Genomic DNA, 21919 nt, shown 5'->3' on the forward strand with positions numbered 1-21919 from the left:
TTATATCCTTATACTTAAACCTTGATTTTTAAGATAAATTTTTAATTCTTTAATGTCTATAAGTTTTTGATGAAAAACAGAAGCAGCTAAAGCCCCATCTATACCCAGTTTAAAAGCTTCTAAAAAATGCTCCATTTTTCCCGCTCCCCCACTTGCGATCAAAGGTACTTTACAAATTTTATATACAGCTTCTAATTGTTCTAAATCATAGCCATTTTTAACGCCATCTTGATTCATCATATTTAAAACAATTTCGCCTGCACCTAGATCTTGCACTTCTTTAACCCATTCTAAAGTGCTTTTTCCACTATACTTGCTTGTTTTTTCATCGCCTGTGTATTGAAATATTTTTAAATTTCCATTTTCATCTTTGAAGCTATCAATCCCTACTACTACGCATTGCACGCCAAAGCTTTTAGCAAGGCGTGTGATTAGGCTTGGATCATTTAAAGCAGGAGAATTGATAGAAATTTTATCTGCCCCATTAGCTAAAAGTTCAGCTGCATCTTCTTCGCTTTTAATACCCCCTGCAACACAAAAAGGAATATTGATATTTTTTGCTACTTCACTTACCCATTCTCTTGATATGCGTTCTTTTCTAGCACTTGCAGCAATATCATAAAAAACAAGCTCATCAATGCCATTTTGAGAATAATACCTAGCAAGTTCTATGATATCTCCCATATCTTTATGGTTTTTAAATTGTGTTCCTTTTACTACTCTGCCATCTTTGACATCTAAACATGCAATTATGCGTTTTGTAAGCATCTTATCCCTTCTTCTACGCTAAAAACTCCGTCTAATAAAGCTTTTCCTACGATAACCCCACTACAAATTCCTTTTAAGTTTTCAAGGTCTTTTAAGCTTGCTACTCCACCACTTGCCTGAATGCAAATATTAGGAAAAATTTCATGGATAAGTTTGTAAAGTCTTATATTTACTCCTTGCATGGTGCCATCTTTTGAAATATCTGTGCAAAGTATGTGTTTTAAGCCTTTATTGCTATAAAAATCTAAAACTTCCATAAGCTTCTTATCGCTTGCTTCTTGCCAAGCATTTACAGCCACAACATAATCCTCTTTCAAAATCGTATCTAAGGCTAAAACTATAACTTCATTACCAAATTCTTTTAAAATTTCAAGACATAAAGTCGCATCTTTAATCGCCATAGATCCTATCACTACTCTTTTTACTCCACAATCAAGCAAAGCTTTAACTTCTTCTTTAGAGCGTATGCCTCCACCTACTTGTAGATTGACACTGACTTCTTTAGCTAATTTTTCTATCAAAACAAGCTGTCTTTTGCTAGGATCTTTTGCGCCTGTAAGATCTACAAGATGAAGTTCTTTCGCTCCTGCTTTTTCGTATTCTTTAAATTTCTTTAAGGGATTGTATTTATATACTTTTTTTTGTTCGTAATCCCCTTTTACAAGACGCACCACTTCGCCATCTATAAGATCGAGTGCGGGTATGATTTGAGTCATCCTATATCCTTAATAAAATTTGAAATTAAAATTTCTCCCGCTTCACTGCTTCTTTCAGGGTGAAATTGCACCCCGTAAAAATTATCTTTCATTACACTTGCGCTAAATTTTTGCGAATACTCACAATCTGCTATAGTGTATTCTCCAAGTCCTACACAATAACTATGCACAAAATAAAAATAAGCCCCTTCTAAACCTTTAAACAAAGCATGAGAGCTATGAACTTGATTCCATCCCATATGTGGAAAAGTAAAGCCTTCTTTAGCTTTAAATTTTTGAGTTGTAAAATCTATGAGTTTTAAGGTTTCTTGATTTAATTCTTCGGAAAAATTTCCTAAAATTTGCATACCTAAACAAATACCAAGTAAAGGTTTTTTGGTATTTTTAATAAAATCAATAAGATTAAATTGTTCTAAATTTTTCATCGCTTCTTTTGCAGTACCCACTCCAGGTAAAAAAAGCTTATCCGCACTTTCAAGTTCTTTTAAATCCCTACTGATAGTTGCATTAAAACCTAATCTATCCAAACAAAATTTCAAAGATGCTAAATTCGCACAGGCTGTATCGATGATGATAATTTTCATATCACTCCTTTAGAGCTGGCTAAATTTTCACTTTCTATTTTTACTGCCATTTTCAAAGCTTTTGCAAAGGCTTTAAAAAGCCCTTCAGCTTTATGATGATCGTTTTTGCCTTTAACTTTTAAATGCAAACTTATACCCATAGCATAGCTTAAAGAATAAAAAAAGTGCTCGATCATTTCTGTGCTTAAAGCTCCTAAATGAGATTTTTTAAATTTGGCTTTATAGACTAAATGAGGGCGATTGCAAAAATCCATCGCACAACTTGCCAAACACTCATCCATAGGTAAAGCAAAACCATATCTTGCAATGCCGATTTTATCCCCTAAGGCTTTTTTGATGCAAGCTCCAAGTGCTAAGGCTACATCTTCAACGCTATGATGCTCATCGATTTCTAAATCCCCTTTGCAAGAAATTTCAAGCCCTATACCTCCATGTACAGCGATTTGCTCTAACATGTGATCAAAAAAATCAATACCTGTTTTAATGCTAACCTTGCCCCCATTTAAGCACACTTTTACTTTTATATCTGTTTCTTTGGTAGTTCTTTGATAACTCGCACTTCTAAAAGAACTTAAAATTTCATTTTCTATTTCTTTCCAAGAAAGTTCGCCGTATCTTAAACCACGCACACCTAAATTTGAAGCTAAAATCATATCACTCTCACGATCTCCTATAACAAAACTTTGCTCCTTGTCATAAAGTTCGTGTTTGATATACTCTTCTAACATAGCGGTTTTAGGTTTTCTACAAGCACAATTTTCATTTTCAAAATGCGGACAAATAAAAATATCTTGAAATTCTATACCGCAACTTTTTAAAATATCAAGCATTTTTTCATGAGCAATTTCAAAATTTTCCTTTGGAAAACTCGGCGTTCCAAGACCATCTTGATTGCTTACCATGATAAATTTAAATCCAAAATTTTTTAGTTTTAAAAGAGTAGGAATAGCATCTTTTTCAAAACGCAATTTTTCAAGAGTATCGATTTGAAAATCGCTTTTTGGCTCCTCTATTAAAGTGCCATCTCTATCTATAAAAAGGATTTTTTGACTCATTTTAAGCTCTCTAAACGAAAAGTTACAGCGTTTTTGTGTGCGTCTAAATGCTCATTTTGTGCTAAAATTTCAACACTTTTACCTAAAGCTAGAAAGCCTTCTTTGCTTAGCTCTTGAACGGTCATTCTTTTACTAAAATCTGCCAAACCTAAACTAGAATGCGTTTTAGTAAGTCCATAAGTAGGTAAAACATGATTAGTCCCACTTGCATAATCACCCATAGACTCTGGGGAATAAGCTCCTAAAAATACTGATCCTGCGTGTTTTACACCTTTTAAAAGTTCACGTGGATTTTGAGTTTGTATGATCAAATGTTCAGGGGCATAAAGATTTGAAATTTCCAAGGCTTGATTTAAATCTTTAGCTATGATAATGCGTGAATTAGCAATGCTTTTGCTTGCAAGTTCTTTACGAGGTAAAAGTTCTAATTGACTTTGGACTTCATCGCTTGTTTTTTTAGCAAAATCTTGACTTAAACACACTAAAATCACTTGAGAATCTGCACCATGTTCAGCTTGTGAAAGTAAATCACTAGCTACAAATTTTTCATTAGCTAAATCATCAGCTATTACTAAAACTTCACTAGGTCCTGCTTGCATATCAATAGCTGCTCCATTTATATCGCTACTTACTTGGCGTTTTGCTTCGGTTACAAAGGCATTTCCTGGGCCAAAAATTTTATCCACCTTTAAAACACTTTGTGTACCATAAGCCAAAGCTGCTATAGCTCCTGCACCGCCCATTTGATAAATTTCATCCACACCACAAAGCTTGGCACAAAAAAGCACGGCATCATTGATTTTTGCAGGACTTGCTAAAACGATTTTTTCACAACCTGCAATTTTTGCAGGGATAGCTAACATTAAAACCGTTGAAAACAAAGGTGCTAAACCCCCTGGTATGTAAAGTCCTACTTTTTCTATAGGGCGTGTTAAAACCTCACATTTAACGCCTTTTGTAGTTTCAAGAGCGATTTCATGTGGGATTTGGGCTTCGTGAAATTTTTTGATATTTTCATAAGCCACTAAAATAGCTTCTTGTAAATCTTTATCTAAACGATTGCTTGCTTGAGTGATTTCTTTTTGAGTGATTTTAATCTTTGAAATTTCAGCCTTATCAAATTTCAAAGCTTGTTCTATCAAAGCTTCATCGCCTTTTTCTTGCACTTCTTTAATGATAGAACTTACTATTTTTGAAATTTCATCTTTCGCACTTATAGCAGGGCGTTTTAACGCTTCTTCTTTTTGTTTTTCATCTAAATTATCATATACTAAAATTTGCATTTTTTACTCACTTTAACATTTTTTCTATAGGCAGAACCAAAATCGAACTCGCACCTTCTTCTTTTAAAGCCTCCATGGTTTCCCAAAAAAGATTTTCTTTACTTACCATATGTAAAGCTACATTTTTTTCATCGTGTGCTAAAGGTAAGATAGTCGGTCTTTCAACTCCTGGAAGTAGGACTTGAATTTTATCAAGCTTTTCTTTTGGAGCATGAAGCATAATGTATTTAGATTCTCTTGCTTGCATTACTCCTGCTACACGCAACATAATTTTATCCACTAAGGCTTGTTTTTCTTTACTTAAAGCATTTTCTTTTTGAATCAAACAAGCACGAGATTCATAAATGACTTTAACTTCTTTAAGATTGTTTGCTTGTAAAGTTGCCCCGCTTGAAACAAGATCGCAAATCGCATCGGCTAAATTTGCCCTAGGGGCTACTTCAACAGAACCTGTAAGCATACAATTTTTATAATTAATCCCATTTTCTTTCATAAAACGCTTTAAAAGTTGTGGATAAGAAGTAGCTATCCTTAAGCCTTCAAAATCTTTCAAATTTTGAAATTTATTTTCTTGAGGTAAGGCAAGAGAAAGACGGCAATATCCAAAATCTAGCTTTTTTAAAAGCTTATAGCTTGGATTTTCTCCTAAAGACTGGCGTTCAAGTTCATTTTCTTCTAAAACATTTTCCCCTATAATGCCTAAATCTACAACCCCATCAAAAATAAGCCCAGGGATATCATCATCTCTAACGCGTAAAATATCTATGGGTAAATTTGTAGAAAAAGCGATCAAACTTTGTTCATGGATATGCATTTTAACACCACATTCTGAAAGAAGCTCTATGGATTCTTTTGAAAGTCTACCTGATTTTTGTATCGCAATGCGTAAACGAGTGTTTTCTTGCATAACATATCCTTGAAATTAAAAATTAAAAACTTATATTAGCATAAGTAGTTGAATTTTTAGCAAGGGTTTTAGAAAATAAATAAATTTAATTTTATTTAAAATAATTATTTAAAACTTTTTATTTTTAGGATATTTAATTGAAGTATTAATCCTAGCAAAAGCTAGGATTTGATTAAGCTACAAATTCGATGAAAGCCATTTCAGCGGCATCACCACGGCGAATTCTTGTTTTGATGATTCTTGTATATCCGCCATTGCGATCTTTGAATTTTGGAGCAATTTCAGTTACTAATTTATTAGTAGCGTTTTTATCTTGTAATGAAGCAAAAACTGCTCTATGAGCGTTAAAATCTCCAAGTCTTGCTCTAGTAATCAATCTTTCTACATAACCTCTTAATTCTTTAGCTTTTGGTAGAGTAGTTTCAATTTTTCCGCTATTTACTAAAGCTATAGTTAAATTTTTTAATAAGGCAGCACGATGAGATGAAGTTCTGCCAAGTTTTCTATATCCATGTTTATGTCTCATTCTTTATCCTTCGTTTTGTGCTTTTAATTCTGCGATTTTATTTTTAAGTATTTCTTTATTATCGCTAAGCTTAGAAGTTCCCACAGGAAAACCTATGCTTTCCATGATGTTTTTAATTTCATCAAGAGATTTTTTACCTAAATTTTTAAGCCCTGCAAGTTCACTTACACTCATCAAAGCAAGCTCGCCTATGTAAACCACTCCTGCTTTTTCAAGACAATTATAACTTCTAGCACTTAAATTTAAATCTGTAATGTTTTGCAATAATTTAGTATTTTCTAGTTCATTGCTTGTTGCTTGATTTTTAATTACACTTCTAACATTGGTAATTTTGTCAAATACTGATAATTGTTTATACATAGCTTCTAGAGCATTTTGAAAAGCTTCATTTGGAGTGATTTGTCCATCAGTTGTTACGGTTAAAACCACTTTTTCATAATCAGGATTATCTTCAAATAAAACTTTTTCAATATCATAGGTTGCTTCTCTTACAGGTGTAAAGAAAGCATCTAAAGCTATAAATTTAGGATCATTTAAAAGCTCTTTAATTTCTTCGCTTGGTACATAGCCAATACCTTTTTCAACAATCAATGTGAATTTGAGTTCAGCATCTTCGTTGATTGTTGCTAGATAGGCGTCTTTATTTACTACTTCTACTTGATCATTATTTAGATCTTTGCCGTAAATTTCTTTTGAGCCTTTAAAGCTAAATTCTACTATTTCTTTATTTGATTCGCCTTTAATTTTAAAGCGTAGTTTTTTTAGATTAATGATAAAAAGTGCTACATCTTCAAGCATACCACGCATGCTATCAAATTCATGAGCTACGCCATCAATATGAATTGCAGTTGGAGCATATCCTATGGTGCTAGTGTAAAGCAAACGGCGTAAAGGATGGGCTAGGGTGATTCCATAGCCGATCTCAAAAGGCCAAGCACTGATTTTAGCCACAGTATCACTAATGTTTTCTATTGTAAATTCTGTTGGCGTATAAGCAGATGTTGTAATGTTTCTCATATTTAGCCCCTATTACTTAGAGTAAAGCTCAACGATAAATCTTTCCTCAACCGGAATGACAACTTCTTCTCTTTCAGGTTTTCTTGTGAAAATTCCAAATCTCTTATCTTTTTCAACATCAACCCAAGCAACGATTCCAGTTTGTGCTGTAAGTTCGATAGCTCTTGTTATTTGTGGATTGTTTTTGCTTTTTTCGATAATTTCGATTTTAGCACCTGCTTCTACTCTAAAGCTAGGAATATCCACTCTTTTACCATTTACTAAAACATGTCCATGTGTTACAAGTTGTCTTGCAAAACGACGTGTTGTAGCAAAACCCATTCTATATACCACATTGTCTAATCTTTGTTCTAAAAGTTGGATAAGTAATACCCCTGTATTTCCTTCTCTTCTTGCTGCTTCAGCAAATAAACGACGGAATTGCTTTTCGCTTACTCCATACATAAATTTAGCTTTTTGTTTTTCTCTTAATTGAAGTCCATACTCACTAATTTTACCTTTTCTTGCTCCGTGTTGTCCTGGTGCATAAGGGCGTTTATCTAGTGCACTTTTGCCAGCTAGTCTTCTTTCTCCTTTTAATGCTAAGCTAACACCAAAGCGTCTTTCTAATTTTTCTACTGGTCCTCTATATCTTGCCATAATATTCTCCTAAATTTTTCTTATATCTTAGACACGACGACGCTTAGGCGGTCTGCAACCATTGTGAGCTAATGGAGTGATATCTTTTAAGAAAGTTACTTTGATTCCTTCCATAGCACCTACACTCTTAACAGCAGTTTCTCTACCGCTTCCTGGTCCTTGTACTTTAATGCCTACTTCTTTAATTCCGTGTTCTTTTGCTTTATTTAAAGCGTCTTCTACTGCTTGTTGTGCCGCATAAGGAGTTGATTTTTTAGAACCTTTAAATCCTAAACCACCTGCACTACTCCAAGCGATAGCATTTCCCATTTCATCAGTCACTGTAACCATAGTATTGTTAAAAGTCGCACTGATATAAACAATACCTTTTGCTATATTTTTTTTAACTACTTTTTTCTTTACGATTTTTCTTTTTGCCATGATTTATCCTTATGATTTTGCACCAACAGTTTTTCTCTTACCTTTTCTAGTTCTTGCGTTTGTCTTTGTTTTTTGTCCGCGAACTGGTAAGCCTTTTCTGTGTCTTAAGCCTCTAAAGCTTCCTAAATCCATAAGTGCTTTAATATCCATAGCAACTTGTTTTCTCAAGTCCCCTTCAACCATATAGTTTTCTTGAATTTCTTTACGGATAGCTGCTGCTTCATCTTCACTTAACTCATGAACTCTTTTATCATAAGAAATTCCTACTTTATCTAGAATTTTTCTTGAAGTGAAAAGTCCTATACCATAAATATAGGTTAGTCCATACTCAATTCTTTTTTTCTTTGGTAAATCCACACCTGCAATACGAGCCATGTTTATCCTTGTCTTTGTTTATGTTTTGGATTTTCGCAAATAATGCGAACCACGCCTTTACGGCGAACTACTTTGCACTTGTCGCACATCTTTTTAACCGATGGTCTCACTTTCATGAGCGTCTCCTTGAATGAATTCCACTTGATTTACGACTACATCAGGTTTTATGAATAACCAACTATTTTCAAAATAAGTGGTGGATTTTAAAAATACTTCTTCATATAGTTCGATGTAATTTGTCGCAAAAACTCTAATTTTATCTAAAATTAGCTTTTAAATAACTTAGATTATTTATATCTAAAAGTTATACGCCCTTTATCAAGGCTATAAGGTGTAAGTTCTACTTTTACTTTATCACCTGGCATTATTCTTATATAATGCATACGCATTTTTCCTGCAATATGACATAAAATTACATGTTTGTTGTCAAGTTCAACCTTGAAATTTGCATTAGGCAATGCTTCAAGTACGGTGCCATCAATTTCGATTACATCATCTTTTGCCAAAATTTTCTCCTTTCATGAAATAAAAAGGCTATAATTTTAGCAAAAATTATTAAAATTTTTACTTAATTTTTAGTAATTTTTAAGTAATTAATCTAAAAATTTAGGCTCAATAAAAGGCACATGAGTCCCTATAACTTTGAGTTTTCTTTCTTTAAATTGTTTAAGTAGTTTTTCCCTTGTTTGTATAGCCTCATTTTGATCTATATCAAATTTTATAGCGATTTTAGGTTTTGGGATTTGTATATCATAAAGATGAAGTAAATCTCCCCAAAAGACTATTTTATCATCAATTATGATAGCATTTTGACCTGGGGTATGTCCATAAGCAGGTATGGCTTTAATGCCTGAATTTTGAAAGATCAAATCTTTAGAGTGGTTAATAAATTCTATATTTTTAAGTTTAAGCAAGGTGTTTTTAATTTCTTGTCTATCGCTTTTGATCCAAAAATCATATTCTTTTTTATCGATTAAAATTTGAGCTTTTGGAAAAAGATTTTCTTCGCTCATTAAAGCTCCTATATGATCAGGATGCGCGTGTGTTAAGATAATATGAGTGATATCTTTAAAATCGGTTTTGTGGATATGTAATTTTTCTTTTAATGTATCAATAGTATCTAAAAACCCTGTGTCTATTAAAGCATTAAAATTTGGATTTTTTATCAGAGCAATATTATGCTCATTTCTTTTGATTTTTGTGCGAGTTTTTCCTATAAAATTCTTATCTTCATCGCTTTGTGGCACTAAAAAAGAAAATAATAAATTTAAAAATTCATCATCAGATTGTTTAAGTGAGATTATATGGGTTTGATTTGAACTTTTGCTTGTGGTTTTTTCTTCTAAAAAATAAAGATTGGTTTTTAAAAGAGTGGTTATAAAATTAAACATATTTATCCTTAAATTTTTTAGATAATATTTTGGAAATGATTATAGTATAATAAAAACAATGTTTTTAAAATTTAAGGTAATTAATCAATGAGAAAATCAAAATTTGGAACAAAGGAAATTAAGATCTTAGGACTTTCTTCACTAGGAGGAACTTTAGAATTTTATGATTTTATTATTTTTGTCTTTTTTGCTGAATATATAGCTAATGTATTTTTTCCTAAAGATATGAGTGAATTTTGGGCTTTATTAAATACTTATGGAGCATTTGCAGCTGGATATTTAGCACGTCCTTTAGGTGGTATAGTTATGGCACATTTTGGAGATAAATTTGGGCGTAAAAATATGTTTATGCTAAGTATTTTACTAATGGTTCTTCCTACCTTTGTCTTAGCTTTTATTCCAGGTTATGAAACTCTTGGGTTTTTAGCTCCTGTTTTATTGATACTTATAAGAATTTTTCAAGGCATAGCTATAGGTGGAGAATTGCCTGGAGCTTGGGTTTTTGTAAGAGAACATTGTCAAGAAAAACAAAAAGCTTTCTTTTTAAGCTGTTTAAATTCAGCTATGGCTTTAGGAATTTTGTTAGGAAGTATAGTATTTTTAATCATTAATGCTTTTTTTAGTATAGAAGAAATTGCTGCTTATGCATGGCGTATTGCTTTTTTTGTAGGTGGAATTTTTGGGATTATTTCTATTTATTTGCGTAGATTTTTGCAAGAAACTCCTGTTTTTAAACAAATGAAAAAAGAATCATCACTTAGTTCTTTTCCACTTAGAGATTTATTTAAAGAAAAGGATATTGTAAAAAATTTATTTTCATCAATGATGATGACTTGGGTTTTAACAGGTTGTGTTATTGTGCTTGTTTTATTAATGCCTAAATTTATGCCTAGTATTTTAAATTTAAGTGGGGTTGAAGGAAGTTATTTACAGGTATTAGGAATTTTGGGAATAGCTTTAGGCGGGGCTTTTATGGGTTATCTTGTAGATAAATTTGGTTTATTTAAAATTTGCATTTTCTTTTCTTTAACTTTTGTATTTTTTTCTTTTTTATATTTTTATGCTTTATACGAGCTTAAAAATTTGGTTTTGGTGTGTATTTTGTATTCGATTGTTTGTTTTTTAGGTGGGATTAATGTGTTTGCACCTATTTTAATGAGTGAAGTTTTTAGAGCTAAAATAAGATTTTCAGGAATTTCTTTTTCTTATAATATTGCTTATGCAATTTCAGGCGGTATTACTCCGCAACTCGTTTTTTGGCTTAATACACTCGCGAGTAAAAATGAAAATCCATTTTTATATGGTATGAGTATATATATGATTTTTTTAGCATTATTGGCTATTTGTGCTGTTTTTATAGTAAAAGATAAAATAAAATTTTGATAATCACTCTTAAAATGTTATAATTAAAATTATATTTTGGAGTTTATAAATGCCTTTTATTATCGAATTACTTAAGCAAAATAAATTAAAGTTGATTTCTTTTTTGCTTTTTTCTTTTATTACAAGTGCTGTTGGAGTTTTAACTCTTGTTTTTATCAATGATTATTTGCTTAAAAATGCACAAAACATTCCTATTTTTTATTTTATTGTTTTGCTTTTGATATTTTTTATAAGTTCTACCATAGTTGAACTTGGACTTAGTATTTTTGGACAAAATTTTATTTTTAAAATGCAAAGACGCGTAGTAAAGCAGATCTTAGACACCCCTTTATTAAGAGTAGCTAAAGTAGGTAAGGCTAGAATTTTAGCTTCTTTGGGAAGTGATGTGAGAAATATATCTTTTGGGCTTTTAAGATTGCCTGATTTTTTACAATCAAGTATATTGATTTTATGCACTAGTGTTTATTTATGTTATCTTTCACCACAAATTTTTGCTTTGTGTGTGGTATGGATTATGGTTATTTTTATTACTAATAATTTTTTGATGATGAAAGTATATCAGTATTTTCGAAAGGCAAGGGAAAATGACGATGCTTTGCAAAATAATTACCAAAATATACTAGATGGACATAAAGAACTTTTGATCAATCGTGATAGAGCCAAGCTTTACTATGAAGATGAATTTGAAAATAATGCAAGATTGAAAAAGAAAAATAGTACTTTAGGCAATCTTTTTAACAATCTCTCAAACAACTGGACAAATGTAACTCTTTTGGCTTTAGTGGGTGTAGAGTTTTACTTAGCTTTAAAATTTGAATGGGCAAGTGTTGCAGATGCTACAACTATAGCTCTTTCTATTTTGTTTTTACGAACCCCTTTAGTATCTATGATAGGATCTTTTCCTACTTTGCTTTTGGCAAAAATCGCTTTGGATAAGATCGCAAAATTGGAATTAGATGATTATATAGAAGGTTTTAAAAAAACACATTATATTAGTGAATGGAAAAAAATTTCTTTTAGAAATACTCAATTTGCTTATGAAGAAAATTTTCACTTAAATCCTGTAAATATAGAACTTAAAAAAGGTGAATTGGTATTTTTAATAGGTAAAAATGGAAGTGGTAAATCCACTTTTTGTATGCTTTTGACAGGACTTTTTAAGCCAAGCAAAGGCGGAATTTATGTTGATGATACGCTTATAGATGATAAAAATTTAGATGAGTATAGATCTCTTATTTCTGCTGTTTTTAGCGATTTTCATCTTTTTACTAAAACCTTAAATAAAGAAAATTTTGCAAGCGAAGAAAAAATTGCTTTTTGGTTGGAGTTTTTAGAACTTAAAGATAAAACAAGTGTCAAAGATAATGAACTGACCTTAACCAAACTTTCTACAGGGCAAAAAAAGCGTTTAGCTATGCTTATAGCCTTGCTTGAAGAAAGGGATATTTTAGTGCTTGATGAATGGGCGGCTGATCAAGATCCTGTTTTTAGAAGATTTTTTTATAAAAAACTTTTACCTTTGTTAAAAGAGCAAGGTAAAACAATCTTTGCTATCACACATGATGATGCATATTTTGATAGTGCTGATAGAATTTTCTTGGCTCAAAATGGTGAAATCAGCGAATTAAAGGGTGAGAATATAAAGGAATTAGCTAAAAATTTAGTAGAAAAATTTGATTAAAGCCCAAAATGGGCTTGTATTATTTATCATAGAGCTTTTTTTCTATATCGATATAAAATTCAGCAATTTTTCCATAAGCAACTTCCCAAGCTTTAAGAGTAGCTTCGTCAGGATTTAAAAGATTTTTAATAGCCTTTAAAAGGCAAGCTCCAACTATAGGATAATGCTCTTCTTTAACCCCTAAATTAACATGAGTTATGGCAACTTTATCAACAAAGCTTCTCATATTTTCTAAATTTTCTATATTTTTGGCTGCCATTAAAATCGCCATCGCTAAAGCTTTTGGTTGTTCTCCTGAAATTTGTTTTTCCATATTAAACATAGGTTTTACCTCAGGATAATCATTAAACATTATTTTATAAAACTCATTGGTTAAATCCTCTCCATTTTTTTGCAAAATAGGCACACAATCTTTGATGATTTGAATTTGTTCTTTTGTCATAATTTCTCCTTTTTATTGTAAAAGAGATATTTTATATTTTAAAAAGGAGAAAAAAATTAATTTAAGTTAATTTCACACTAAAAGTATGAAATTAGAATTGTTTTTTATATACATCTTCAAGTATGTTTGAAGAAATACCACTTATTTTTTTAGCTATACTATCAGTATTATTGGCTATTTTAAGATTATCATCCGTAACATCTCCTATTTTTTCTACTGCTATATTGATTTGAGAAATATTTTCTGATTGTTCTTTTATATTTGTAGCTACATCAGTTATGGTTTGAACGAGTAAATTAATATTAGTTTCTATTTCAGATAAAGATATTTTAGTCCTTTCAGCTAGTTTTCTAACTTCATCAGCCACAACCGCAAAACCTCTACCATGTTCTCCAGCACGTGCTGCTTCAATAGCAGCATTTAAAGCTAGAAGATTAGTTTGTTCTGCTATATCTGATATAATACCTATAATATTTTTTATATCTTGAGTTTGAGAAATCATTGTTTCAGTTTTATTTGTGACATTACCCATAGATTTAGTGATTTGTTCTATAGCACTAGAAGATTTTTGTAAGGAACAAGCTTGTTCGTTTACTCCTTTTTGAAGTTTGCTAATCGTATCTTCTAATAAAATGCTTTGATTTGAAAGTTCATTAGCAAATTCTTTTGAAGTTGTAAGCATAGATTTAATTTCAGCTCCTAAAGCATTAGTAACAATTTCAATTTTCCCATAAGCGTGTTTAATTTTGCTTCTAAAATCAAGATTGGTATAATCATCAAAAACTTTTATAATTTCATTAATATCTCCACCTATATTTTTCTTTAAAGTATTAAGCATTTGATTTAAAACTATTTTTAATTCCTTAAGTTGAGGACTAGCAGGATCTATATCAAGTTTAACATTTAAATTTCCATTTTCGATTTGTTTGGCAATTTTAGTGGAACTATCTATAGCTTGAAAATCCAAACTTAAACTTTTTTGAGCTTTAATTATAGCTTGATTAATGGCTGTTGATAATTTTCCTATTTCATCGTTATTTTTTTCTTTTTTAAGCAAAGGAATATAATCTATCTCGTGGCTAATATAAGCTAAAAAATTAAAAATAGTTTGGGACACATTATGTAATCTTTCTAGTACAAGTTTTTTTAATATAATAAGAGTAGATATCATAATAACTATAAATAAAATGATTATACTTGCAATAATAATTTTAGTTAAGATTGAATCATTTTTGGTGAAATCTTTGGTAAAAGCTTCGCTAATGATATATAAATCTAAAGCATTATTATAGCTAGAATAAGATTCAAAATTTTCACTATTTTTTTCAAATTTTATAACACTGTTGTTTTTCTGAAGTTGTTTATAATATTCAACTTGACTTGGTTTTCGATCTTTATAACCTGTTATAAAAATATCTGTTTTAGGATCTATAATTACATTGCTTCCATTTTTTCCTATTTTAATATCCTTTAAACTATTTTGTATAAGTTTATAAACTTGATCCATTGCACTAGCTACGAAAATTACACCTATAATTTCATTTTTGGAATTTTTTATAGGTTTATAAATTGAGTTGTAGTCTTTTCCAAATAAAGAAGTTCTACCATAAAAATCATTTCCTTTTGAAACAGACACATAAGCAGGAGAATTATGATCCAAAGCTGTACCTATAACACTTTTTTCATCTTTGTTTTTTAATGATGAGGCAATTCTTATAAAATCGTTATTATATTTTACAAATAATGTCGCTTCAGCATTAGTTGAATGTTTAAAGGTCAAAATATAATCAAGTTCGTTGGTTAATTTACCTCCATTATAGGTTAAATTAGGAATATTTATGATTTTATTATTCGTAAAAAGTTGAGTTGTGCCATTTATAGCGAAAGTTTCTTCTGAAAATCCAAAATGTCTTGTTAGGGTATTGTTGAATAATTGTAATAAATTTTCTCCATCTTTTTGAACAATTTGATTTAAGAAATTATTTATAATTTCATTTTCTTGTTTTAATCTATCGTGTAAAGTTTTTTCTGTAAAATTTGACATAATAATTGTAAAACCTAATAAAAATATAATAGTTAATATAAAAATTAGAATAATATTCAAGAATAAAAATTTTTTACCTAATGAAGCATTTTTTAAATTAAACATGAATTATCCTTTCAATTATAAATTCTATTAAATTATTAATAATTAAGATATATTTAATCCTATTAAAGATTAATTTTTTATTAATTATTATATTTTTTGATTATAAATCCCCCACAGGGGCTTGTTATTAAAACATTTTTTAACATATAATTCTCTAATTATTTTAAAAAGGTTTTTTATGTTGAGATTTTTAATTTTTGTATTGTTACTTTTTGTAAATTTAGAAGCAAAAATCCCAAAAGATACACTTATTGTAGCGGTTGAAAATGAAATCACAAGGATAAATCCTGCTTATAGTGAGGATCATGATGCAGTGATTAATCTTGTATTTTCAGGGCTTACGCGTTTTGATGAATATATGAGTTTAAAACCTGATTTGGCTAAGTCTTGGGATGTTAGTAAAGATGGGCTTGTTTATGATATTTTTTTAAGAGATGATGTTTTATGGCATGATGGAGTCAAATTTAGTGCTGATGATGTGAAATTTAGTATAGAAGCCTTTAAAAATCCTAAAAACAATTCTTCTGTTTATGTCAATTTTGAAGACATTAAAAGTGTGGAAATTTTAAATCCTTCTCATGTAAAAATCACACTTTTTAAACCTTATCCTGCATTTTTAGATGCTTTAAGCATAGGAATGCTTCCTAAGCATTTGCTTGAAAATGAGAATTTAAACATAAGCTCTTTTAATCAAAATCCTATAGGTACAGGTCCTTATAAATTTGTAAAATGGAAAAAAGGTGAATATGTTGAATTTAAAGCTAATGAACATTTTTATCTTGATAAGGTAAAAACTCCAAGACTTATTATAAAACACATTTTTGATCCTTCTATAGCTAGCGTCCAGCTTAAAAATGGCAAGATAGACGCAGCTTTAATCGATGTTTCTTTGCTAAATATTTTTAAAAATGATGAAAATTTTGGAATTTTACGTGAAAAATCGGCTGATTATCGGGCTTTAATGTTTAATTTTGATAATGAATTTTTAAAAGATTTAAAAGTAAGACAAGCTTTAAATTACGCAGTTGATAAAGAAAGTATAGTAAAAAATCTTTTGCATGATTATGCTTTTGTAGCCAATCACCCTTTAGAGCGTTCTTGGGCAAATCCTAAGAATTTTAAAATTTACAAATATGATCCTAAAAAAGCCGAGAATTTACTTGTAAGTGCAGGTTTTAAGAAAAATAAAGATGGAAATTTTGAAAAAGATGGGAAAATTTTAGAATTTGAAATTTGGGCGATGAGTAATGATCCTTTAAGGGTAAGTTTAGCTGGAATTTTGCAAAGCGAATTTAGAAAAATAGGAGTTGTAAGCAAGGTGGTGGCTAAACCTGCTGGAAGTTTTGATTATTCTAAAGTAGATAGTTTTTTAATAGGCTGGGGAAGTCCTTTAGATCCTGATTTTCACACTTTTAGGGTATTTGAAAGTTCGCAAGATAGTGCTTTAAATGATGAGGGTTGGAATTTTGGACATTATCATGATAAAAAAGTGGATATAGCCTTGCAAAAAGCAAGAAATACTTCAAATTTAGAAGAGAGAAAAAAATATTATAAAGATTTTATAGATGCTTTGTATGAAAATCCTCCTTTTATTTTTTTAGCCTATCTTGATTTTGCTTTAGTTTATAATAAAGATTTAAAAGGTATCAAAGCAAGGACTTTAGGTCATCACGGAGTGGGTTTTACTTGGAATGTTTATGAGTGGAGTAAATAGTGCTAAAGCGCTTAGTTTTTAGTATTGTCGTAGCATTTTTTAGCACTTTTTTATGTTTTGTTTTGCTTTATTTTAGTAAAGGCAGTATAGCTTATGCTAATGGAGTTAATTCACAAAGTAAAGAATTTGTTCAAAGAATAGAACAAAATTTAGGGCTTGATAAGCCTTTGCTAGAGCAGTATAAAATTTGGCTTTTTAAGGCTTTAAAAGGAGATTTAGGGGTTTCTTTTTTAAGTGGAGAAAGTGTTTTAAAGCTTATAAAAGAAAGAATTTTTAATACTTTTATTTTGGGTTTTAGTGCCTTAATGCTTTTATTTTTACTCAGTGTTTTTTTGGCACTTTTAGGATATTACTATAAAGAAAGTTTTATAGATAAAATCATCACTTTTTTAGCTTTTAATTTTTTTGCTTTACCTCCTTTTGTTTTAGCTTTATTGTTTGTTTTAATTTTTGGAATTTTTTGGAAAATTTTGCCTGTTATGGGAAGTAGTGATATAGGCTTTGAAGATGATTTTTTAAATCATTTAGAGCATTTGATTTTGCCTGTTTTGGTGCTTGTTTTATCACATTTGGCGTTATTTTTAAGGATTGCTAGAAATTTTATCAATGAAAGTTTTTCTCAAATTTTTATTCAAAATTTATACGCTAGGGCTTTGAGAGAAAAAGATATTTATTTTTTAGTTTTGAAATATTCTTTAAGTCCTATTGTGGCTTATTTTGGGGGAAATGCTTTAAGTTTTATGATGGGAACTTATGTGGTAGAAAGTGTCTTTGCTTACGAGGGGCTTGGATCTTTACTTTTTAAAAGTATTATTTTTAAAGATTATCCTGTTTTGCTTGCGCTTATATTTTTTAGTGTTTTGCTTGCAGCATTTTTTACATTTTTAAGTGATATTGTAGCTAGGATTTTAAATCCTAGATTAAGAAGGCTTGATTTTGTTTAAATTTCTTATCATACTTGCGCCTTTAATTTTTTTGTTTTTATGTGCCTTGTTCGCACCTTTTTTGACTCCTTTTGATATTTTAAGCACTCATTTAGAAAATTTGCATCAAGCTCCTAATTTTACTTATATTTTAGGGACTGATTTTTTAGGCAGAGATTTGTTTTCTCGTTTGCTTTTTGCTTTGAGAAATTCTTTGATTATAGGTGTTGGTGGATCTTTATTGTCTATTATCTTTGCTTTGTGTTATTTGTTTTTAGCACGATGTTTTTTTTATATTTTTTGGATGCGTATTTTAGAGTTTTTTTTAGCCTTGCCTGCTTTTTTACTTATGATGTTTTTTCAAAGTATGATAACTTCTGATGTGTTTTTGATGATTTTTTTAATCGCTTTAATTCATTGGTGTTTTATAGCAAGAATTATAGAAAGTGAATTAAAAAGACTTGAAAATTTAGATTTTTACAAAGCAAATATAGTGCTTGGAAGAACTAAATTTAGAGCTTTTTTTAAAGATTTAATACCCGCTTTAAAAACACTGATTTTTACACTTTTTATATTTAATATCGTTCATGCTATAGCCACAGAAGCTACTTTGAGTTTTTTTGGACTGGGCTTAGGATTTGAAATTCCAACTTTAGGTACTCTTTTGAGTGAGTCTTCAAAAGCAGTTTTTATAGGTGCTTGGTGGATGATACTTTTTCCACTTTTAAGCTTGCTTTTGTTGTTTTTACCTCTTTTATGGTTGGGTAATTTTTTACAAAAAATTTGGGGTATAAGATCTTGAAGGTAAGAAATTTAAATATCAGTTTGAAGAATAATTTATTGCTTAAGGATATTAATTTAGATATAAAAACAGGCAAAACTTTAATGATACTAGGACAAAGTGGAGTGGGTAAAAGCTTGTTAGGAAAAGCTTTGGTAAGATTTTTAGATTCTAATTTCACAATAAGTTTTGATGAATTAAGTTTTCATAATTCTTGTATTTTTAATTTTAACAAAGAAGAACTTAGAAATTTCCGTTCTAAGGTGGCACTTGTTTTGCAAGATGCAGAGCTTAGTCTTTATCCTTATTTGGATATTGGAAATTTATGTCATCTTGTTTTAAAAACTCATACAAAATTAAAACAAAAAGAAAGAAAAGATTATGCTTTTTCTTATTTTAAAAAATTAGGATTTGAAAATCTTGATCGTTTGTGGCATTCTTATGCTAATGAATTAAGTTTGGGTATGGCAAGAAGGGTGAGCCTAGCTTTGGCATTATTAAATCAACCCCAAATTTTAATTTGTGATGAAATCACAGCTTCTTTGGATAAAGAAAACGCTTCTAAGATTATATCGATTTTAGAAGAATTAAAAAATAACACAGCCTTAGTTTGCATCACTCATGATTTAAATTTGGTAAATTCTTTAGCAGATGAAATTCTTATGCTAGAAAAAAATAGTTCAAATTTATATAGCTTAGATGAGTTTTTAAGGTATTATAATGCTTAAAGTTTGTAATTTAAGTAAGTTTTATGAGCTTAAAAAGCATTGGTATTTAAAAAAAGAAAGACATATTATTTTTGATAATATCAATTTTTCTTTAAATGAAAATGACAATTTAATAATTTTAGGTAAAAGTGGTGCAGGTAAAAGTACATTAGCTAGAATTCTTTGTTTTTTAGAAGATCCAAGCGAGGGTGAGGTATGGTATGAAAATCTTAACTTACACAAGCTTGATAAAAACAAACAGAGACTTTTAAGAAAGCAAATTCAGTATTGCTTTCAAGATCAAAAAATGACTTTAAACCCTTATAAAAAAATCAAAAATCTTATACAAGATGGTTTGGAAAATTTTAATTTACAAAAGAATGATGACTTGATTTTAGAATTTTTTGATTTTTTTAGTCTAAAAAAACAAATTTTAGAACAAAAACCCTATGAATTAAGCGGAGGAGAAGCCACGCGTGTAGGTCTTATCCGTGCTTTGGTTTTAAATCCTAAATTGTTGATTTTAGATGAAATTACTTCAGCGCTTGATATTAAAACTTCTAAAGAAATTTTAACTTTTTTATATGACTATCAGCAAAAAAATAATATTTCTTATATATTTATAACCCATCAAAGTGATCTTTTTTATAAATTTAATCATAAAAAATTAAAACTTTAAAAAAATATTTTTTAATATAAGTTTCAATATAGAAAGTTTAGAGTAAAATAAAGAAAAGTGTAAATTTAATTTTTGTTGTGGAGTGATTAAAGTGCTTTAAAAAAGGAGAATAAATGTCTCATATAGATGCTTCGCATCCTTATTTTGGTATTTTTTTAATGCTAGTACTTGCTAGTGTTATTTTTTTTGGACTGGTTTTTTTAGCTTCAAAAATTGGTAATAATTTTGCCGCAAAAAATCGCAAAAAATTAGGACTTGGAATTTATGAATGTGGTCCTATTCCTGTTAAACAAGCTAACAAGATTAACTCTCAATTTTTCATCATCGCCTTAATCTTCATACTTTTGGATATAGAAGTTGTGTTTTTATTTCCTTGGGCTTTGATTTTTAAAGATTTAGGTTGGTTTGGGCTTTTAGAAGTTTTTGTTTTTATCGTACTTTTAGGAGTTGGATTTTTATATGCTTATAAAAAAGGAGCGTTTGCATGGCAGAGCATCAAGTAAATTATGCAAGTGGTTTGCCCGTCGTTTTAACTAGCGTTGATAAACTAGTTCAATGGGGTAGGAGTAATTCTTTATGGGCTTTATCTTATGGACTTGCCTGTTGTGCGATTGAGATGATGGCGGCTGGGGGTTCAAGATATGATTTTGATAGATTTGGAACGATTTTTAGAGCTTCACCACGCCATAGTGAGGTGATGATTATCGCAGGAACTTTATGTAAAAAACACGCTGAATTTACAAGAAGACTTTATGATCAAATGCCTGATCCTAAATGGGTGATTTCTATGGGAAGTTGTGCCAATACAGGTGGTATGTTTAATACTTATTCTACTGTTCAAGGAGTGGATAGAATTATACCTGTAGATATTTATGTACCAGGCTGTGCTCCACGCCCCGAAAGTTTTCAGTTTGCTTTGATGATTTTGCAAAAAAAGATTCGCAAAGAAAAAGCAAGTCGCAAGATCGCACCTAAAAGGTTGGTATGATGAGAAAGTATAGCGATAAAAAAAATGCTCAAACTCAAAATTATTACAAAGATAGATTTTATCACGCACCACACACTGTAAAATCTGATGTTAATGAAAGTGTTTTTAAAGATGATTTTGAAGTTTTAAAAACTCAAGTAGAAATTTTAAATTCCTTTGTAGAGCTTGATTTTTGGGTAATAGAAATTAAAAAAGAAGACAATGTTAAAACCTTGCAAATGCTTAAAACTTTAGGGTATTTAAGTTTTACAGAGGCAAGTGCTATTGATTTTATAGCAGATAGAAATGGTTTTGAAGTGTTTTATCAGCTTTTAAATTTAGAAAAAAAATTAAGAGTGAGAATAAAAACTTTTGTAGGTGTAAAAGAGCGTTTGCAAAGCGTGGCTCATGTTTTTAAAGGGGCAAATTGGAGTGAGAGAGAAATTTATGACATGTTTGGAATTTTCATCATAAATCATCCCAATTTAAAACGCATTTTAATGCCTGATGATTGGTTTGGACATCCGCTTTTAAAAACTTATCCTTTAAAGGGTGATGAGTTTGCAAGATGGTATGAGATTGATAAAATTTTTGGTAAAGAATATCGTGAAGTAGTGGGTGAAGAACAAAGAGATTCTGGTTTTGTTGATGATAAAGATACGCTAAATTTTGCAAGACTTTATCATGAAGTGCCAAAAGGTGGTCAAAAGAAGGAAATTTCCTTTAAACAAGAATATCAAGAAGATGAAGGCGTAGCTTTTGTAAAAAAAGTAAAACGTGATGAAGCAAAAATTTTAGAGAAAAGGCGTTAA

The 21919-nt window shown here is 30.0% G+C and carries 26 protein-coding genes and 1 pseudogene; 10 read left to right on the forward strand and 17 right to left on the reverse strand.

Annotated features, from left to right (window positions below; all coding sequences use genetic code 11):
• The 14 genes from hisF to AJ881_RS08980 form a co-directional block, all read right to left on the reverse strand.
• Window positions 1-768 carry an imidazole glycerol phosphate synthase subunit HisF gene (gene hisF, locus AJ881_RS08915; protein ID WP_070283258.1) on the reverse strand — a complete coding sequence of 256 codons (768 nt, stop codon included), beginning with the start codon at window positions 766-768 and terminating at the stop codon, window positions 1-3.
• Window positions 750-1484 (reverse strand): 1-(5-phosphoribosyl)-5-[(5-phosphoribosylamino)methylideneamino]imidazole-4-carboxamide isomerase, encoded by a 735-nt coding sequence (hisA, locus tag AJ881_RS08920; protein ID WP_070209926.1) that lies wholly within the window; start codon window positions 1482-1484, stop codon window positions 750-752. Before hisA ends, hisF begins: the two co-directional genes overlap by 19 nt.
• Window positions 1481-2068, reverse strand: coding sequence for an imidazole glycerol phosphate synthase subunit HisH (hisH, locus tag AJ881_RS08925; RefSeq protein ID WP_002862245.1), 588 nt, complete (start codon window positions 2066-2068; stop codon window positions 1481-1483). Before hisH ends, hisA begins: the two co-directional genes overlap by 4 nt.
• Window positions 2065-3123, reverse strand: coding sequence for a bifunctional histidinol-phosphatase/imidazoleglycerol-phosphate dehydratase HisB (hisB, locus tag AJ881_RS08930; protein WP_070283257.1), 1059 nt, complete (start codon window positions 3121-3123; stop codon window positions 2065-2067). The genes hisH and hisB overlap by 4 nt, the downstream gene beginning before the upstream one ends.
• The gene (gene hisD / locus AJ881_RS08935) at window positions 3120-4406 is read right to left on the reverse strand and encodes a histidinol dehydrogenase (protein WP_070283256.1); all 1287 of its coding nucleotides are present in this window, start codon (window positions 4404-4406) and stop codon (window positions 3120-3122) included. The genes hisB and hisD overlap by 4 nt, the downstream gene beginning before the upstream one ends.
• Before the next feature lie 7 nt (window positions 4407-4413).
• Window positions 4414-5313: an ATP phosphoribosyltransferase gene (hisG, locus tag AJ881_RS08940; RefSeq protein ID WP_053872692.1), complete on the reverse strand. Its 900-nt coding sequence runs from the start codon at window positions 5311-5313 to the stop codon at window positions 4414-4416.
• Window positions 5314-5485: 172 nt separating this feature from the next.
• Window positions 5486-5839: a 50S ribosomal protein L17 gene (gene rplQ, locus AJ881_RS08945; protein ID WP_002851332.1), complete on the reverse strand. Its 354-nt coding sequence runs from the start codon at window positions 5837-5839 to the stop codon at window positions 5486-5488.
• A 3-nt stretch (window positions 5840-5842) separates the two neighbouring features.
• Window positions 5843-6856: a DNA-directed RNA polymerase subunit alpha gene (locus tag AJ881_RS08950; RefSeq protein ID WP_002932419.1), complete on the reverse strand. Its 1014-nt coding sequence runs from the start codon at window positions 6854-6856 to the stop codon at window positions 5843-5845.
• A gap of 12 nt (window positions 6857-6868) precedes the next feature.
• Window positions 6869-7495: a 30S ribosomal protein S4 gene (gene rpsD, locus AJ881_RS08955; protein ID WP_002856574.1), complete on the reverse strand. Its 627-nt coding sequence runs from the start codon at window positions 7493-7495 to the stop codon at window positions 6869-6871.
• A gap of 27 nt (window positions 7496-7522) precedes the next feature.
• Window positions 7523-7915, reverse strand: coding sequence for a 30S ribosomal protein S11 (rpsK, locus tag AJ881_RS08960; RefSeq protein WP_002779544.1), 393 nt, complete (start codon window positions 7913-7915; stop codon window positions 7523-7525).
• 9 nt (window positions 7916-7924) lie between these two features.
• On the reverse strand, window positions 7925-8290 hold the full coding sequence (gene rpsM / locus AJ881_RS08965; RefSeq protein WP_002800121.1) for a 30S ribosomal protein S13: 366 nt from the start codon (window positions 8288-8290) through the stop codon (window positions 7925-7927).
• A 2-nt stretch (window positions 8291-8292) separates the two neighbouring features.
• On the reverse strand, window positions 8293-8406 hold the full coding sequence (rpmJ, locus tag AJ881_RS08970; RefSeq protein ID WP_002781429.1) for a 50S ribosomal protein L36: 114 nt from the start codon (window positions 8404-8406) through the stop codon (window positions 8293-8295).
• A gap of 171 nt (window positions 8407-8577) precedes the next feature.
• On the reverse strand, window positions 8578-8796 hold the full coding sequence (gene infA, locus AJ881_RS08975) for a translation initiation factor IF-1 (RefSeq protein WP_002781436.1): 219 nt from the start codon (window positions 8794-8796) through the stop codon (window positions 8578-8580).
• An 87-nt stretch (window positions 8797-8883) separates the two neighbouring features.
• A complete protein-coding gene (locus AJ881_RS08980; protein WP_002868825.1) occupies window positions 8884-9681 on the reverse strand; it encodes an MBL fold metallo-hydrolase in 798 nt (265 codons plus the stop codon).
• Window positions 9682-9768: 87 nt separating this feature from the next.
• Here AJ881_RS08980 and AJ881_RS08985 point away from each other — a divergent pair, with 87 nt between their 5' ends.
• Window positions 9769-11064 (forward strand): MFS transporter, encoded by a 1296-nt coding sequence (locus AJ881_RS08985; protein WP_002856303.1) that lies wholly within the window; start codon window positions 9769-9771, stop codon window positions 11062-11064.
• Between the two features lie 49 nt (window positions 11065-11113).
• Complete coding sequence (locus AJ881_RS08990; protein ID WP_002855865.1) at window positions 11114-12745, forward strand: multidrug ABC transporter permease/ATP-binding protein; 1632 nt, start codon at window positions 11114-11116, stop codon at window positions 12743-12745.
• Between the two features lie 19 nt (window positions 12746-12764).
• On the opposite strand, the gene cgb is transcribed toward AJ881_RS08990, so the two are convergent.
• From cgb to AJ881_RS09760, 3 genes and pseudogenes are all read right to left on the reverse strand, one after another.
• Window positions 12765-13187: a single-domain globin Cgb gene (gene cgb / locus AJ881_RS08995; RefSeq protein ID WP_002862237.1), complete on the reverse strand. Its 423-nt coding sequence runs from the start codon at window positions 13185-13187 to the stop codon at window positions 12765-12767.
• A 91-nt stretch (window positions 13188-13278) separates the two neighbouring features.
• Complete coding sequence (locus tag AJ881_RS09755) at window positions 13279-14358, reverse strand: methyl-accepting chemotaxis protein (RefSeq protein WP_407919850.1); 1080 nt, start codon at window positions 14356-14358, stop codon at window positions 13279-13281.
• Between the two features lie 96 nt (window positions 14359-14454).
• Window positions 14455-15336 (reverse strand): annotated as a pseudogene (locus tag AJ881_RS09760) (Cache 3/Cache 2 fusion domain-containing protein); the annotation flags it as partial.
• Window positions 15337-15514: 178 nt separating this feature from the next.
• On the opposite strand from AJ881_RS09760, the gene AJ881_RS09005 reads away from it, so the two are divergent.
• The 8 genes from AJ881_RS09005 (at window position 15515) to AJ881_RS09040 (ending at window position 21919) form a co-directional block, all read left to right on the forward strand.
• On the forward strand, window positions 15515-17050 hold the full coding sequence (locus tag AJ881_RS09005) for an ABC transporter substrate-binding protein (RefSeq protein ID WP_070283253.1): 1536 nt from the start codon (window positions 15515-15517) through the stop codon (window positions 17048-17050).
• Window positions 17050-17994, forward strand: a complete 945-nt coding sequence (locus tag AJ881_RS09010; protein ID WP_070283252.1) for an ABC transporter permease — start codon at window positions 17050-17052, stop codon at window positions 17992-17994. Before AJ881_RS09005 ends, AJ881_RS09010 begins: the two co-directional genes overlap by 1 nt.
• Window positions 17981-18775: an ABC transporter permease gene (locus AJ881_RS09015; RefSeq protein ID WP_074487149.1), complete on the forward strand. Its 795-nt coding sequence runs from the start codon at window positions 17981-17983 to the stop codon at window positions 18773-18775. Before AJ881_RS09010 ends, AJ881_RS09015 begins: the two co-directional genes overlap by 14 nt.
• Entirely contained in the window at window positions 18772-19482 is a 711-nt protein-coding gene (locus AJ881_RS09020) for an ATP-binding cassette domain-containing protein (RefSeq protein ID WP_070283251.1), read from the forward strand. Before AJ881_RS09015 ends, AJ881_RS09020 begins: the two co-directional genes overlap by 4 nt.
• Window positions 19475-20140, forward strand: coding sequence for an ATP-binding cassette domain-containing protein (locus AJ881_RS09025; RefSeq protein ID WP_070283250.1), 666 nt, complete (start codon window positions 19475-19477; stop codon window positions 20138-20140). The genes AJ881_RS09020 and AJ881_RS09025 overlap by 8 nt, the downstream gene beginning before the upstream one ends.
• A gap of 113 nt (window positions 20141-20253) precedes the next feature.
• Window positions 20254-20643, forward strand: a complete 390-nt coding sequence (locus AJ881_RS09030; protein ID WP_002824972.1) for an NAD(P)H-quinone oxidoreductase subunit 3 — start codon at window positions 20254-20256, stop codon at window positions 20641-20643.
• On the forward strand, window positions 20625-21128 hold the full coding sequence (locus AJ881_RS09035; protein ID WP_002777888.1) for a NuoB/complex I 20 kDa subunit family protein: 504 nt from the start codon (window positions 20625-20627) through the stop codon (window positions 21126-21128). The genes AJ881_RS09030 and AJ881_RS09035 overlap by 19 nt, the downstream gene beginning before the upstream one ends.
• Window positions 21125-21919 (forward strand): NADH-quinone oxidoreductase subunit C, encoded by a 795-nt coding sequence (locus AJ881_RS09040; RefSeq protein WP_079264246.1) that lies wholly within the window; start codon window positions 21125-21127, stop codon window positions 21917-21919. The genes AJ881_RS09035 and AJ881_RS09040 overlap by 4 nt, the downstream gene beginning before the upstream one ends.

It is taken from the genome of Campylobacter sp. BCW_6460 (assembly GCF_001762705.1).
Lineage (GTDB): Bacteria > Campylobacterota > Campylobacteria > Campylobacterales > Campylobacteraceae > Campylobacter_D > Campylobacter_D jejuni.